The sequence below is a fragment of the Streptomyces flaveolus genome (genome assembly GCF_014648815.1).
Taxonomy (GTDB): domain Bacteria; phylum Actinomycetota; class Actinomycetes; order Streptomycetales; family Streptomycetaceae; genus Streptomyces; species Streptomyces flaveolus.
Window position 1 is genome coordinate 615,483 of sequence record NZ_BMRV01000001.1, and the last position, 14,542, is coordinate 630,024.

Sequence of the window (14,542 nt, forward strand, 5' to 3'; positions counted from 1 at the left end):
GGTACTGGCGGGGAAGAAGGGCGGAATTCAGGCCGATTTGCTCTGTCCACATGCTGAGAACCCGCAGGACCGACGGGGCGCGTTCAGGTGTGTAAGGCGTTTTGGTGATTACCGGGAATCGTTGCCACAGGCGACTTGGAGGGCCTCGGAGAGGTGCTGCGCATAGCGCGGCCCGAGGATGAAACTGTGATCCTCCATTGCGCGCGTATTACGCAGCGTTACATCCAGGAAAGGGAGCCCGGGGTTCCGTGGTGCTTTTTCGCATTCCGTCACCCGCAGAGTGACGATGATCTTGCGGGCGGAATGTGGCTTTGTCTGGAAAGGTGCCGCGGGGGTCGAGGTCGCGGAAAGTCCGGCGTAGGGCTGAGACACCCGCGTCACCGTGACGGCCGGTCCGGACCGCACGCTCAGCAGCACCGCGAAGCTGAAGTCGCTGGTCGGAGCGTTGTCGGGGCCGGCCACCGGGTCCAGGTAGACGAGCTCGACCACCTGGGAAGGGAGGGGCGGGGGCGGCGGCGGGGGAGCCGGCCGCTCCTGCGGTCTGCCGGCGTACAGATAGCCACCGCCCGCCAGGACGACGAGGGCCGCGACCACCGCGTGGACCGCCCGGCGGTGACGTGCGTAGCCGCGGCCGAGGCGCCCGCGCGGCCGGGCGGGGCGGCGGGGGTGCTGCGGGGCCTCCCGCGCGTGCGTGCCCTCGCCCGGCTCGACGGGCCCGGTGCCGCTCACCGCCACGGACCCCGGCTCGCACCGCCGCCGCTGTAGCGCTCGGCGCACCGGGCGCGCGTCCGACGGTCGATCAACTCGTCGGCAGCGCGGTCGCCCTGCTCCCGCCGCACGGGCCGCGCGGCGTCCACGACCTCCCGCAGGATGTCGTACTGCCGGTTCGACAGGCCCATCGACTGGTAGTCGCCGTAGGTGCCACCGTCCAGCACCTCGCGCGACCAGTGGGCGACGACGCGCACGCACAACTCGGCGTCCGACGCGGGCGTCGGCGACGGCCGCGAGGAGCCGGTGTGTCCGGCGCCGGTCCCGGTGGTGACCGTGGCCGAACGCGGGCCGCCGGTCCCGGAGTTGCCGCATGCGGTCGCCAGGGCAGCCGTCAGCAGCGCCAGTGAGAGCACGCGCCGGATCCCGCCCGTGGCGGCCGCCGTCCGAGGGACTCCTCCCCGTTCCATGACCCGACGCTAAGGCGCCGGGCCGACGGGGGCAATGACGCTGCCGGCACCGCTGAGGACACCGCTGCTCGGCGGGCGCGCTCAGCCCGCCGAGCCCGCCTGGGCGGCGTCGCCGGGGGCCGCGTCGCGCAGCAGGCAGGTCAGACGGGCGGTGCACACCCGCCGGTCCTGCTCGTCGCTGATCACGATCTCGTACGTCGCCGTCGTCCGGCCCCGGTGCACGGGCGTGGCCACGCCGGTCACCAGGCCGGAGCGGACCCCGCGGTGGTGGGTGCAGTTCAGGTCGACGCCGACGGCGATCTTGGAGCTGCCCCCGTGCAGCATGGAGCCCACCGAGCCCAGCGTCTCGGCCAGCACCGCGGAGGCGCCGCCGTGCAGCAGCCCGTACGGCTGGGTGTTGCCCTCCACCGGCATGGTGCCCACGACCCGCTCGGGCGCCGCCTCCAGGACCTGGACGCCCATCCGCGCCCCCAGGTGGCCCGCGGAGAACAGCGCGGGAAGATCGACGCCCATGGCGGCGTACTCGTCGATGATCTCCTGCGGGAACTGCACCTGCTGCTGCTCGCCCATGGGCCTGGCTCCGTTCATTGCGATCCGTCGGTCCGACGCGCCTGTCGGCTCGGCTGAGCGAACGCTCAGTCGGTCGCCGATTGTTCCAGACGGACGACGACCGACTTGCTGGCCGGGGTGTTGCTGGTGTCCGCCGTGGCGTCCAGCGGCACCAGGACGTTGGTCTCCGGGTAGTAGGCGGCGGCGCAGCCCCGGGCCGTCGGGTAGTGGACGACGCGGAAACCGGGTGCCCGGCGCTCGACGCCGTCCGGCCACTCGCCGACCAGGTCGACGTAGGAGCCGTCCCGGACGTTCAGCTTCTCGGCGTCCTCCGGATTCACGAGGACGACCCGGCGGCCGTTCCTGATGCCGCGGTAGCGGTCGTCCAGGCCGTAGATCGTGGTGTTGTACTGGTCGTGCGAGCGCAGCGTCTGCAGCAGCAGCCGGCCCTCGGGCAGCTCGGGGTACTCGACGGGCGCGGCGGTGAAGTTGGCCTTGCCGGTGGCCGTCGGGAAGCGGCGCTCGTCGCGCGGCGCGTGGGGGAGCGCGAAGCCGCCCGGGTGCGCCACGCGCGCGTTGAAGTCCTCGAACCCGGGGATCACGCGGGCGATGCGGTCGCGGATCGTCGCGTAGTCCTTCTCGAACTCCTCCCACGGCACCTTGCTGTCCTCGCCGAGCACCCGGCGCGCCAGCCGGCACACGATGGCCGGCTCGGACAGCAGGTGCCCGCTCGCGGGCTCGAGCCGCCCCCGCGAGGCGTGCACCATGCCCATCGAGTCCTCGACGGTGACGAACTGCTCGCCGCCGCCCTGGAGGTCGCGCTCGGTACGGCCCAGCGTCGGCAGGATCAGGGCCCGCGCGCCCGTGACGGCGTGCGAGCGGTTCAGTTTCGTCGACACGTGCACGGTGAGGCGGGCGCGGCGCATCGCCGCCTCGGTGACCTGCGTGTCGGGGGACGCCGAGACGAAGTTGCCGCCCATCGCGAAGAAGACCTTCGCCTCGCCGTCGCGCAGCGCGCGGATGGCTCGTACGACGTCGTAGCCGTGCTCGCGGGGCGGGGCGAAGCCGAACTCCTTCTCCAGGGCGTCCAGGAACGCGGGCGCGGGGCGCTCGAAGATGCCCATCGTGCGGTCGCCCTGCACGTTGGAGTGGCCGCGCACCGGGCAGACGCCCGCGCCCGGACGGCCGATGTTGCCGCGCAGGAGGAGGAAGTTCACGACCTCGCGGATGGTGGGCACCGAGTGCTTGTGCTGGGTCAGGCCCATCGCCCAGCACACGATGGTGCGCTTCGAGGCGAGGACCAGGCGCAGCGTCTCCTCGATCTCCGCACGGGAGAGACCGGTCGCCGCGAGCGTCTCCTCCCAGTCGGCGGCACGCGCGGCCTCGGCGAACTCCTCGAAGCCGTGCGTGTGTTCCCGGACGAACGCCTCGTCGACCGCGCCCTCGGTCTCGAGGATCAGCTTGTTCAGGAGCCGGAACAGGGCCTGGTCGCCACCGAGGCGGATCTGCAGGAACAGGTCGGTGAGCGCGGCGCCGGTGGTGAGCCCCTTCGGCGTCTGCGGGTTCTTGAAGCGCTCCAGGCCCGCCTCGGGCAGCGGGTTGACGCTGACGATCTTCGCGCCGTTCGCCTTGGCCTTCTCCAGTGCGGAGAGCATGCGCGGGTGGTTGGTGCCCGGGTTCTGGCCGGCCACGATGATCAGGTCGGACTTGTAGAGGTCCTCCAGCAGGACGCTGCCCTTGCCGATGCCGATGGTCTCGGACAGCGCCGAGCCGGACGACTCGTGGCACATGTTGGAGCAGTCCGGCAGGTTGTTGGTGCCCAGCTCGCGCGCGAAGAGCTGGTAGAGGAACGCCGCCTCGTTGCTGGTGCGCCCCGAGGTGTAGAAGACCGCCTCGTCGGCCGAGTCCAGGGCGGTGATCTCCTCCGCGACGATGTCGAAGGCGCGCTCCCAGGTGACCGGCTCGTAGTGCTCGCCGCCCTCCGGCAGGTACACGGGATGCGTGAGCCGCCCCTGCTGGCCCAGCCAGTAGCCGCTGCGGGTCGCGAGGTCGGCCACCGAGTGGGCGGCGAAGAACTCCGGGGTGACCCGGCGCAGGGTGGCCTCCTCGGCCACGGCCTTCGCGCCGTTCTCGCAGAACTCCGCCTTGTGCCGGTGGTCCGGCTCCGGCCAGGCACAGCCCGGGCAGTCGAAGCCGTCCTTCTGGTTCACGCTCAGCAGCGTCAGCGCGGTCCGCCGCACGCCCATCTGCCGCTGCGCGATGCGCAGGGTGTGGCCGATGGCCGCAATGCCCGCCGCCGCGTGCTGGGGATCGGTGACCTGCGGCGCGTCCTGAACCGGATCACCCTTGGGCGGCTTCGTGGCCATCGCGCGCTCCTTCGCCTGCACGTGTGAGGTACGTCTCCGATCCTCGCATGCCCCTGTGACAGCGACGGAGGCCGGACGGCCCGGAGTCCGGAAGCAGTGGTCGCGGCGACGGAGGAGGACCGGTTCCGTGGCACCGGACGCGAGCGACGCCCGGACGGGGCGTGGGGCTGTGTGCGGAGTGCGGCCCCGCCGCGGGCGCGACCGGCCACGACGTACCCGCGGCGACAAAGGCCGCGCCCGCGGCCGGGAAGCGGCGCAGCCGCGCCACCGGCGACGGCGGGACCGACTGTCAGTGGCACGTGGCAGGATCGGGGACGTGGCAGATACAGCATCGAAGAAGACCGAGACCCCCACCGGCGGCAGCCGCCCGCGCCTGATGCTCATGGACGGGCACTCGCTGGCGTACCGCGCGTTCTTCGCGCTGCCCGCGGAGAACTTCACGACCGCGACGGGCCAGCCGACCAACGCGATCTACGGTTTCGCGTCGATGCTGGCCAACACGCTGCGTGACGAGGCGCCCACGCACTTCGCGGTGGCGTTCGACGTCTCCCGCAAGACCTGGCGCTCCGAGGAGTTCACGGAGTACAAGGCGAACCGCTCCAAGACGCCGGACGAGTTCAAGGGCCAGGTCGAGCTGATCGGCGAGCTGCTCGACGCGATGCACGTGACCCGCTTCGCCGTCGAGGGCTTCGAGGCGGACGACGTCATCGCCACACTCGCCACCCAGGCCGAGGCCGAGGGCTTCGAGGTGCTGATCGTCACCGGCGACCGGGACTCGTTCCAGCTGGTCAGCGAGCACACCACGGTGCTGTATCCGACCAAGGGCGTCTCCGAGCTCACCCGGTTCACCCCGGAGAAGGTCGTCGAGAAGTACGGACTGACGCCCGCCCAGTACCCCGACTTCGCCGCCCTGCGCGGCGACCCGTCGGACAACCTGCCGGGCATCCCGGGAGTCGGCGAGAAGACGGCCGCGAAGTGGATCAACCAGTTCGGGTCCTTCGCCGAGCTGGTCGAGCGCGTCGACGAGGTCAAGGGCAAGGCCGGGCAGAATCTGCGCGACCACCTGGAGTCCGTGAAGCTCAACCGCCGGCTCACCGAGCTGGAGCGGCAGGTCGAGCTGCCCAAGGGGGTCACCGACCTGGAGCGGCCGGCGTACGACCGCAAGGGCGTCGCGATGATCCTGGACACCCTGGAGATCCGCAACCCCTCGCTGCGCGAGCGCCTGTTCGCCGTCGATCCGGGCGCCGAGGAGGCCGAGGCGACGCCGGTCGTGGCGGACGGCGTGGAGCTGGACGGCACGGTGCTGGGCACGGGCGAGGTGGCCAGCTGGCTCGCCGAGCACGGCGACCAGCCCCTCGGTGTCGCCACGGTCGACACCTGGGCGCTGGGCACCGGCTCGGTCGCCGAGGTGGCGCTCGCCGCTTCCGACGGGAAGGCAGCCTGGTTCGACCCGACGGAGATCGACGAGGCCGACGAGGCGGCGTTCACGGCCTGGCTCTCCGATCCGGACCGGCCGAAGGTCTTCCACAACGCCAAGGGCGCCATGCGCGTCTTCGCCGAGCACGGCTGGAGCGTCGCCGGCGTGGGCATGGACACCGCGCTCGCCGCCTACCTGGTCAAGCCGGGCCGGCGCTCCTTCGACCTGGACGCGCTCTCCCTGGAGTACCTGCACCGCGAACTGGCCCCCGCCGCCGCGGCCGACGGGCAGCTGGCCTTCGGCGCGGACGACGCCGCCGAGGCCGAGGCGCTCATGGTGCAGGCCCGCGCGATCCTCGATCTGGGCGAGACCTTCGAGGGCCGCCTGGCGGAGGTCGGCGCCGCGGACCTGCTGCGCGACATGGAGCTGCCCACGTCCGCCCTGCTGGCCCGCATGGAGCGGCACGGCATCGCGGCCGACCGGGAGCACCTGCAGGCCATGGAGCAGATGTTCGCGGGGGCGGTCCAGCAGGCCGTGAAGGAGGCCCACGCGGCGGCCGGACGCGAGTTCAACCTGGGCTCGCCCAAGCAGCTCCAGGAAGTCCTCTTCGGTGAGCTGAACCTGCCCAAGACGAAGAAGACCAAGACCGGCTACACGACGGACGCCGACGCCCTGGCGTGGCTGGCGACGCAGACGGACAACGAACTGCCGGTGATCATGCTCCGGCACCGCGAGCAGGCCAAGCTGCGCGTCACCGTCGAGGGCCTGATCAAGACGATCGCCGCGGACGGCCGCATCCACACCACGTTCAACCAGACGGTCGCCGCGACCGGCCGCCTCTCCTCGACCGACCCGAACCTGCAGAACATCCCGGTCCGCACCGACGAGGGCCGGGCGATCCGCCGCGGCTTCGTCGTCGGCGAGGGCTTCGAGTCCCTGATGACGGCGGACTACAGCCAGATCGAGCTGCGCGTGATGGCCCACCTGTCCGAGGACGCGGGACTGATCGAGGCGTTCACCTCCGGCGAGGACCTGCACACCACGGCCGCCGCGCAGGTGTTCTCCGTCGAGCAGTCCGCGGTGGACGCGGAGATGCGCCGCAAGATCAAGGCCATGTCCTACGGCCTGGCGTACGGCCTGTCGGCCTTCGGTCTCTCCCAGCAGCTGAACATCGAGGCGGCCGAGGCCCGGGGCCTGATGGACGCCTACTTCGAGCGGTTCGGCGGAGTCCGGGACTATCTGCGCCGGGTCGTCGACGAGGCCAGGGCCACCGGCTACACGGCGACGCTCTTCGGCCGCCGCCGCTACCTGCCCGACCTCAACAGCGACAACCGCCAGCGCCGCGAGGCGGCCGAGCGGATGGCCCTGAACGCCCCGATCCAGGGCACGGCGGCCGACATCGTCAAGATCGCCATGCTCAACGTGGACAAGGCGCTGCGCGAGGCCGGCCTGGCGTCCCGCATGCTGCTCCAGGTCCACGACGAAATCGTCCTGGAGATCGCCCCCGGTGAGCGGGCGGCCGCGGAGGAACTGGTCCGCCGCGAAATGGCGAACGCCGTCGACCTCAGGGTCCCCCTGGGCGTCTCGGTGGGCTCGGGCCCGGACTGGGAATCGGCAGCGCACTAGCCTCCGGCGGCGGCGCCGCGGGGGCCGGTGAGCGGACCGACGTCCACCCTCCCCGACTCTCGCGGCACCCGGCCCTCCGGGCGCGCGGCCCTTGGCGTCGGCCGCCGGGGAACAGGCCGACGCCTGCTCGCCACCCGAGCCCCGGACACGCCCCGCCCGGCGGCCCGGTGTCGGCGGCGTCGGAGGGGCGTCGGCTCAGGCCGGCCCGCCAACCCCCGGAGGGCCCGTCACTCAGGTGGCCCCCGCGGAAAAGCCCCCGCCCCCTGTCTCCCCCGAGGATGCTGGGCATGGGTATACGCATGCTCCACCACCGGACGACACCGGCACGGGCAAGCACAGACCGACCCGCCCGCGTGCCACTCCTCCCGGTCCCGGTCTTCGCACCGGGCGCAAGTACCGGCCGCATCCCCACCACCCTCGCGACGGCCCTGCGCCGCACCGCGGCAGACCTCCGCCGCAGGCTCTCCCACCGGGACCCGGCCGCCGCGAGTCCACGGGAGACGCCCGCCTGGCGCCCGTGGGCCGACCTGGCGCGCGGCTACCTGACGCTCGCCCTCACCCTGCTGCCGCGGTCGCGGCCCACGCACACCTTCACCGTGTTCGTCGCCACCGCCGACACCCTCAGCGCGCGACCCGGCGCCCCGGCTCCGTACCGACGCCTTCCGGGCCTCCGGGAACCGGGGACGGACGCCACACCCTGATCCCCACCGCGCACAGCAACAACCCCGGGACCAGTCCCGCGCCCGCCCCGAAACACACCGTCGGGACGATCTCCCAGGGCTTCGCCACGGACCCCCGGTAGTCCCACCAGCGGGTCGTCCGCTGCACCACCCCGGCCAGCGCACAGCCGCCGAGCACCGCCCCGGCCCACCACCGGTCCCGCACCGAGAGCGCGGGGACACCCAGCGGCTGGGCCGGGGGCATGTGGCGCAGCGCCCGCGCCAGGAACACGGCGATCACCACCGCGGCCACCGCGGAACCGCCGTACTGCAGGTACCAGTACAGCGGCGAACCCGCGATCTCCCGCCCCAGCACGGGAAACACCCGCATCCCCCACCGGTCGAGATGCGTGAACGCGTCCCACACCACATGCGTCAGCGCACCCAGCGCCGCCGACACGTACCACCACCCCGCCAGGGACGGCCGGACCCGCGCCCGTGGCGACCCGCAGCGCAGCAGGGCGGCGGCGGGTCCCTGCCGGGCCCGCGGCAGCAGTGCCACCAACGGCTCGCGGACGAGCAGCCACAGCCCCACCAACGCCCAGGCGATGAGCACATCGACCGAGAAGACCCCGGCGAAGGAGTGCGTCACGTCCCCGAACTCCATCGCGCCGGACACCAGACTCGCCGCGTAATAGGTCATGTCGGGTGAGAACGACCCCGCGATCAGCACGGCGGGCACCAGACGCCCCCGCCCGGATCCGTCGCCGCGCACGGCGGGCAGCACGGCCGCCGCATGACTGAGGGTGAAAGGCAACGCCGCTCCTCATATGGCCAACTGGTGAATATCGGGCACGAACGGGTGCCCGCGCAAAGCAAGTTGTCGTAGGGTCGCCTGCGGCGCCGTACTGGTCGAACAGACGACCGTCGTGCTCGGAAAGTTGCGGCGCAACCCTCGGCTCGGGCCGATCGTCACAACAGGGGCGGTACGGCGCGAGCACCACAGCCGAAGACAGACGGACGACGGAGACGGACGCGCGGGCGTCCACGGGAGGGGTCACTCTATGGCGGCGCAGTTCGACAGGAGACTCCGCAAGGCGGCGGTCACCACCACCGTCGCGGCGGTCGCGGTCGCGGCCCTGTCCGCGTCCCAGGCTCCCGACGTCACGGCGGACGGCAACGGCAGACGGACCACCGCCGACAGCGCGCCGTCGCCCTCCGCGCCGTCCGACGACAGCGCCACCGGCAACTCGCCCTACTACACGGACCTGCCGCCGCTCAACAGCCCGAGCCCCGCGCCCACCGTCGGCACCCCCGTGTCCCGGGGCCCCGCCGAGGCGGGCATCCCCGCGACCGTCCTCGACGCCTACAAGAAGGCCGAGTCGGAGCTGGGCCGGACCAAGCCCGGCTGCAACCTCCCGTGGCAACTCCTGGCCGCCATCGGCAAGGTGGAGTCCGGTCAGGCCCGCGGCGGCCGTGTCGACGCGAACGGCACCACCACCAGCCAGATCATCGGCCCGCAGCTCGACGGCAACGGCTTCGCGCTCATCAAGGACACCGACAACGGCGTCTACGACGGCAACAGCACCTACGACAACGCCGTCGGCCCCATGCAGTTCATCCCGTCCACCTGGGCCTGGGCGGGCCGCGACGGCAACGGTGACGGCAAGAAGGACCCCAACAACGTCTACGACGCCGCCCTCGCCGCCGGCCACTACCTGTGCCGCAACGGCTGGGACCTGTCCGTCCAGGCCGACCTCAACCGCGCGATCCTGAGCTACAACAACTCGCAGGAGTACCTGCACACGGTCCTGTCCTGGCTGGAGTACTACCGCAAGGGCACCCACGAGGTCCCGGACGGCACCGGCGCGCTGCCGGAGGGCCGCAGCGACGACGACTCCGCCGTGACCGGGCCGAGCCCGTCCCCCGGAGCCACCGGCACCCCCGGTCTGCCCACCGCACCCCAGACGCCCGGTACGCCGACGCCGTCCCCGGGCAACCCCACCGGCCCGGCCAATCCCTCGCCGCCCGGCACCGGTTCACCGAGCCCCACCCCTCCGACCGACCCGGCGACCCCGCCTCAGACGCAGACCCCCACCGACACGGTGGACCACCTGGAGAACGCCGGCACGTCCGGCCTCACCGCCACCGCGGGCGACACGTTCGCCAAGAGGATCAGTGCCCGGGCCGAGACGAAGAGCGGCGAGGCCGTCGCCAAGGTCCGGATCCGCTTCACGATCATCGGGGACACGGACGCCACCTTCGCCGGTGGTGAGAAGGTCGCCACCGTCATCACCGGCAGCGCCGGCGTGGCCGCGGCACCCGCGCTCCAGGCGGGCGAGAAGACCGGCGCGTTCACGGTCCGGGCCACCGTCGTCGGCCGTACGGTCGCCGGCCTCGACTACCGGGCCACCGTGACCGAGCGCGTCGCCGACGCCCTCGCGCGCACCGGCGACGCGGCGCTCACCTGCACCGTGGGCGGCGAGTTCGCTGACCGGGTCGGGGTGAAGGCGACGTACAAGGGCGCCGTCGCGGACAAGGTCGCCGTCACCGCCACGCTCGTCAAGTCGGCGGGCGACCCGGCCGAGAACGACAAGGGCCCTTACTTCAAGGACGCCGACGGCAAGGCCGTCCGCACCCTGGGCGGCCTGACGACCGACGCCAAGGGCCTGTTGACGCTGCCGAAGCTGTACGCGGACGACACCGCCGGCACGTTCGTGCTGCGCCTCACCACCGCGGGCGGCGCCACCCTCGACGTCCGGCTGACGGTGGCGAAGGCCGAGGCGGAGCCGTCACCGAGCCCGTCGACCGAGCCGTCCCCCGACGCCTCCCCGAGCCCTTCCGCCGAACCGTCGACCGAGCCCACCGCGTAGGCACCCGCCGGACCGGGCACCGAGGGCGTCCCGCCGCGGCGGGACGCCCTCGCACCGTGTGCCGTGCGACAGCGGGCGCCGTCACGAACCGGACGCGGACTCCCGCCCGAGCCGCGCCTTCGTGTGCCGCGTCGGCTCCGCCGCGGCCGGGTCCTCGGGCCACGGATGCTTCGGATACCGGCCGCGCAGTTCCGCCCGTACGCCCTTGTAGCCGTCCCTCCAGAAGGAGGCCAGGTCGGCCGTGACCGCGGCCGGCCGGCCGGCGGGGGAGAGGAGGTGGACGAGGAGCGGCACCCCGGCGATCTCGGGCGACCGTTCCAGCCCGAACATCTCCTGCACCTTCACCGCGAGCACGGGCTGCCCGGGATCGCCGTAGTCGATCCGGATCCTGGAACCACTGGGCACGGTGATCCGCTCCGGGGCGAGTTCGTCCAGCCGTGCCGCCTCCCCCGACGCCCAGGGCAGCAACCGCGCCAGCGCCTGTCCGGCGTCGATCCGTGCCAGGTCGGACCGCCGCCTGGCCCGTCCGAGCTCCGGCTCCAGCCACTCGTCCACCCGCGCGTGCAGCGCGTCGTCCGAGACGTCCGGCCAGGGATCGCCCAGGTGCAGCCGCAGAAACGCGAGCCGCTGCCGCAGCACCCGCGCATCGGCCGACCAGCGAAGCAGCCCGAACCCTTCCTGCCGCAGCCCTTCCAGCAGCGCGTCCCGTACGAGGCCGGGGGCGGCGTCGGCCGGGGGCCCCACCGAGAGTTCGACGGCCCCGAGCCGCTCGACCCGCCGGGCCACCACGTCACCGCCGGCCCAGTGCACCTCGTCCCGCTCCGTCAGCAGGGCACCGGCCGCGAGCCGCGCCGTCCCCTCGTCGACGACCGCGCCGAGCCGCACGCGCGCGTGACCCTTGCCCACCGGCCGGTCGGCCACGGCCACGGCGATCCACGGCGCCCCGCGCAGCCCGGACCCCTCCGGCAGCTCCGCCCGCGTCCCGGACGCCATCAGATACGAACCGCCGTCCTTCCTGGCCACCCGCTCGGGAAACGCCAGCGCGGCCACGAGCCCGACGATCCCGTCCTCCCCGCCGAACGGCACGCCCTCCTTCGCCCCGCCGCCGTCCCGACGGTGGTCGCGGTCGCCCCGTCCCACGACACCGCCCGCCCCGGCGTCCCCGGCCCCGCCGGCGGGTACGTCGGGCTGGGTCGCGGCGGCCCGCAGACGCCGTACCTCCGACCGCCACCGCGCCCCGTAGGCGTCATCCCCGCGCCGGGCCGCGCGCAGCGCGGACGCCAGGTCGTCCCCGTACTCCCGCGGCGGCTCCTCGCCGATCAGCGCCACCACCTCCGCCACCGCACCGGAGCCACCCGCGTCGAGCAGTGCCCGCCCCAGGCGGGGATGCACCCCCAGCCGCGACAGCCGGACGCCCCGCTCCGTGGCCCGCCCGGCCGCGTCCACCGCGCCCACGGCCGTCAGCACCGACCGCGCCGCCGCCATCGCCCCGCCCGGCGGCGGATCCAGCAGCGCCAGCCCGGAGGCGTCCGGATCGCCCCAGCACGCCGCCTGAAGGGCGAACGCCGTCAGGTCGGCCACCTTGATCTCCGGCGCCGGGAAGCGCGGCAGCCGGGCGTCCTCCGCCTCCGTCCAGCAGCGGTACACCACGCCCGGCGCCTCACGCCCCGCCCGCCCGGCCCGCTGCCGTGCCGCCGCCCGCGAGGCCCGTACCGTCGTCAGCGCGCTCAGCCCGCGCCCGTGGTCGACCCGCGGCTCCCGGGCCAGCCCCGCGTCCACCACCACCCGTACGCCCGGCACCGTCAGCGACGACTCCGCCACCGAGGTCGCCAGCACCACCCGGCGCCGTGCCCCGGGGGACAGCACCGCGTCCTGCACGGCGGCCGGCGCCCGCCCGTGCACCTGGAGCACCTCGACGTCCCCCAGCCCGGACAGCTGCCCCGCCACCCGGGCGATCTCCCCGACGCCCGGCAGGAAGCACAGCACGTCCCCGTCCCGCTCGGCCAGCGCCCGCCGCACCACCGACGCCACGTGGGCGAGCAGCGCCGGGTCGACCCGCATCCCGTGCGGCGGCCGGACCGGGCGGGCGGGCGGCGCCCACACCACCTCCACCGGGTACGACACCCCCCGCGCCTCGACGACCGGCGCCCCGCCCAGCAGTCGCGCCCAGCCCTCCGCGTCGGTCGTCGCCGACGCGGCCACCAGCCGCAGCTCCGGCCGCAGCGCCTGCCGCACGTCCCACAGGAACGCCGCCGTCGTGTCCGCGTCCAGATGCCGTTCGTGGCACTCGTCGAGCACGACCGCGTCGACACCGGTCAGCTCCTGGTCCCGCTGGAGCCGCTGCAACAGGACACCGGTCGTGACGACCTCCACCCGCGTGTGCCGCCCGGCCACCCGCTCGCCGCGCACGGTGTACCCGACGCTCGCACCGGGCTTCTCGCCCAGCAGCCAGGCCATCCGCCGGGCCGCCGCCCGCGCCGCGATCCGCCGGGGCTCGGCCACGACCACGCGCCGCGCCGGCCCCTCGCCGAGCAGCCCGGCCAGCGCGAGCGGCACCAGCGTCGTCTTGCCGGTGCCGGGCGGCGCGACCAGCACCGCGGTGCCGTGGTCCTCCAGGGCGTCGTGCAGAGCGGGCAGGGCACCGCGTACGGGCAGCGCCTCCAGGGCGTCGTAACGGATCACGCCCCCAGTGTCGTACGCCGGGGAAACCGCCCTCCACGCGCGTGTGCCCGGCGAAAGCGGGTCAGTCGCGCTCGCACACGAAGATCGCCGTCCCGGGGATCAGATGCCCGCGCAGCGGCGACCAGCCGCCCCACTCCGAGGTGTTCCAGTCCGGCCACTCCGGCTCCACCAGATCCACCAGCCGGAACCCCGACGTCACGACGTCACGGACGCGGTCGCCGAGCGTCCTGTGGTGCTCGACGTACACCGCGCGGCCCTCGTCGTCCTGCTCGACGTACGGCGTGCGGTCGAAGTAGGAGGCGGACACCGACAGGCCCTCGGGGCCCGGCTCGTCCGGGAACGCCCAGCGCATCGGGTGCGTGACGGAGAAGACGAAGCGGCCCCCGGGCCGCAGCACCCGGCGCACCTCCCGCAGCACCAGCCGGGGGTCGGCCACGAACGGCAGCGCCCCGTACGCCGAGCACGCCAGGTCGAAGGAGCCGTCCGCGAAGGGCAGCACGGCCGCGTCCGCCTGCACCAGCGGGAAGCCGGCGCCGATGCGCAGCGCGTGCTGGAGCTGGCGGTGGGAGAGGTCCAGGGCCACCGGGCGCGCGCCCTGGCCGGCCAGCCACCGCGCGCACTGGGCGGCACCGGCGCCGATCTCCAGGACGTCCTTGCCCTTCAGCTCCTCCGTCGGGCCGAGCAGCTCGGCCTCGACCTCGTCCAGGCCCTCGGGGCACCACACGAAGCGGTCGTCGCCGAGGAAGGTGCCGTGCTCGATCTGGTACTCGTCCGCGTTCCGGTCCCACCAGCCACGGTTGGCCCGGGCGCTCTCCGTGACACCGGCGGCACGCCGGGTGGCCTCGGCTTCGGTCTCTCCGGCTTCGGACGTTACGGGCTCTTGGATGACCGGCTCCCTCGTACTAGTCTGCGGCTCTTCCGACCGGCCTGTCCCGGGCGTCGGGCACGGGACTCGGTGGGTTCCGTGCGGCCCCGGAAGACGGCTCTTGTGCCGGATATGCGGCTGTTCGCCCTGGGTGGACGGCTTCGCGCATTGACCATGCCCGGCCGCCCCCGTATGCTACAAGTTGCGCTGCGGGCCTGCGCACCTCAGACGTAGCAGGTCGCGCTCGCATCTGTTGTATGTCCCCTCGGTTCTCGAGGCGTCGCCAGTTTTTCGGTGACGCTTACTTGGCTGTCCGGCTTCTGCAGA

General features: G+C 73.5%; 9 protein-coding genes. 2 read left to right on the top strand and 7 right to left on the bottom strand.

Annotated elements, in window-relative coordinates:
* Nucleotides 1-108: 108 nt before the first annotated feature.
* The 4 genes from IEZ05_RS02770 to IEZ05_RS02785 all read right to left on the bottom strand — a co-directional run bounded on the left by IEZ05_RS02770 (nucleotide 109) and on the right by IEZ05_RS02785 (nucleotide 4,093).
* On the bottom strand, nucleotides 109-729 hold the full coding sequence (locus IEZ05_RS02770) for a Tat pathway signal sequence domain protein (RefSeq protein WP_189228329.1): 621 nt from the start codon (nucleotides 727-729) through the stop codon (nucleotides 109-111).
* Nucleotides 726-1,178, bottom strand: coding sequence for a hypothetical protein (locus tag IEZ05_RS02775; protein WP_189228330.1), 453 nt, complete (start codon nucleotides 1,176-1,178; stop codon nucleotides 726-728). Before IEZ05_RS02775 ends, IEZ05_RS02770 begins: the two co-directional genes overlap by 4 nt.
* Before the next feature lie 81 nt (nucleotides 1,179-1,259).
* Nucleotides 1,260-1,748, bottom strand: coding sequence for a PaaI family thioesterase (locus tag IEZ05_RS02780; protein WP_189228331.1), 489 nt, complete (start codon nucleotides 1,746-1,748; stop codon nucleotides 1,260-1,262).
* A 65-nt stretch (nucleotides 1,749-1,813) separates the two neighbouring features.
* A complete protein-coding gene (locus IEZ05_RS02785) occupies nucleotides 1,814-4,093 on the bottom strand; it encodes an FdhF/YdeP family oxidoreductase (RefSeq protein ID WP_189228332.1) in 2,280 nt (759 codons plus the stop codon).
* A 316-nt stretch (nucleotides 4,094-4,409) separates the two neighbouring features.
* On the opposite strand from IEZ05_RS02785, the gene polA reads away from it, so the two are divergent.
* A complete protein-coding gene (gene polA, locus IEZ05_RS02790) occupies nucleotides 4,410-7,136 on the top strand; it encodes a DNA polymerase I (protein WP_189228333.1) in 2,727 nt (908 codons plus the stop codon).
* Between the two features lie 621 nt (nucleotides 7,137-7,757).
* On the opposite strand, the gene IEZ05_RS02795 is transcribed toward polA, so the two are convergent.
* The gene (locus IEZ05_RS02795) at nucleotides 7,758-8,612 is read right to left on the bottom strand and encodes a DUF4184 family protein (RefSeq protein ID WP_189228334.1); all 855 of its coding nucleotides are present in this window, start codon (nucleotides 8,610-8,612) and stop codon (nucleotides 7,758-7,760) included.
* Between the two features lie 247 nt (nucleotides 8,613-8,859).
* On the opposite strand from IEZ05_RS02795, the gene IEZ05_RS02800 reads away from it, so the two are divergent.
* Nucleotides 8,860-10,668 (top strand): lytic transglycosylase domain-containing protein, encoded by a 1,809-nt coding sequence (locus IEZ05_RS02800; RefSeq protein ID WP_189228335.1) that lies wholly within the window; start codon nucleotides 8,860-8,862, stop codon nucleotides 10,666-10,668.
* Between the two features lie 81 nt (nucleotides 10,669-10,749).
* Here IEZ05_RS02800 and hrpB read toward each other — a convergent pair whose 3' ends face one another.
* Both hrpB and IEZ05_RS02810 read right to left on the bottom strand, forming a co-directional pair.
* Entirely contained in the window at nucleotides 10,750-13,350 is a 2,601-nt protein-coding gene (gene hrpB, locus IEZ05_RS02805; RefSeq protein WP_189228336.1) for an ATP-dependent helicase HrpB, read from the bottom strand.
* 61 nt (nucleotides 13,351-13,411) lie between these two features.
* On the bottom strand, nucleotides 13,412-14,236 hold the full coding sequence (locus tag IEZ05_RS02810; RefSeq protein ID WP_189228561.1) for a class I SAM-dependent methyltransferase: 825 nt from the start codon (nucleotides 14,234-14,236) through the stop codon (nucleotides 13,412-13,414).
* Nucleotides 14,237-14,542 lie beyond the last annotated feature (306 nt).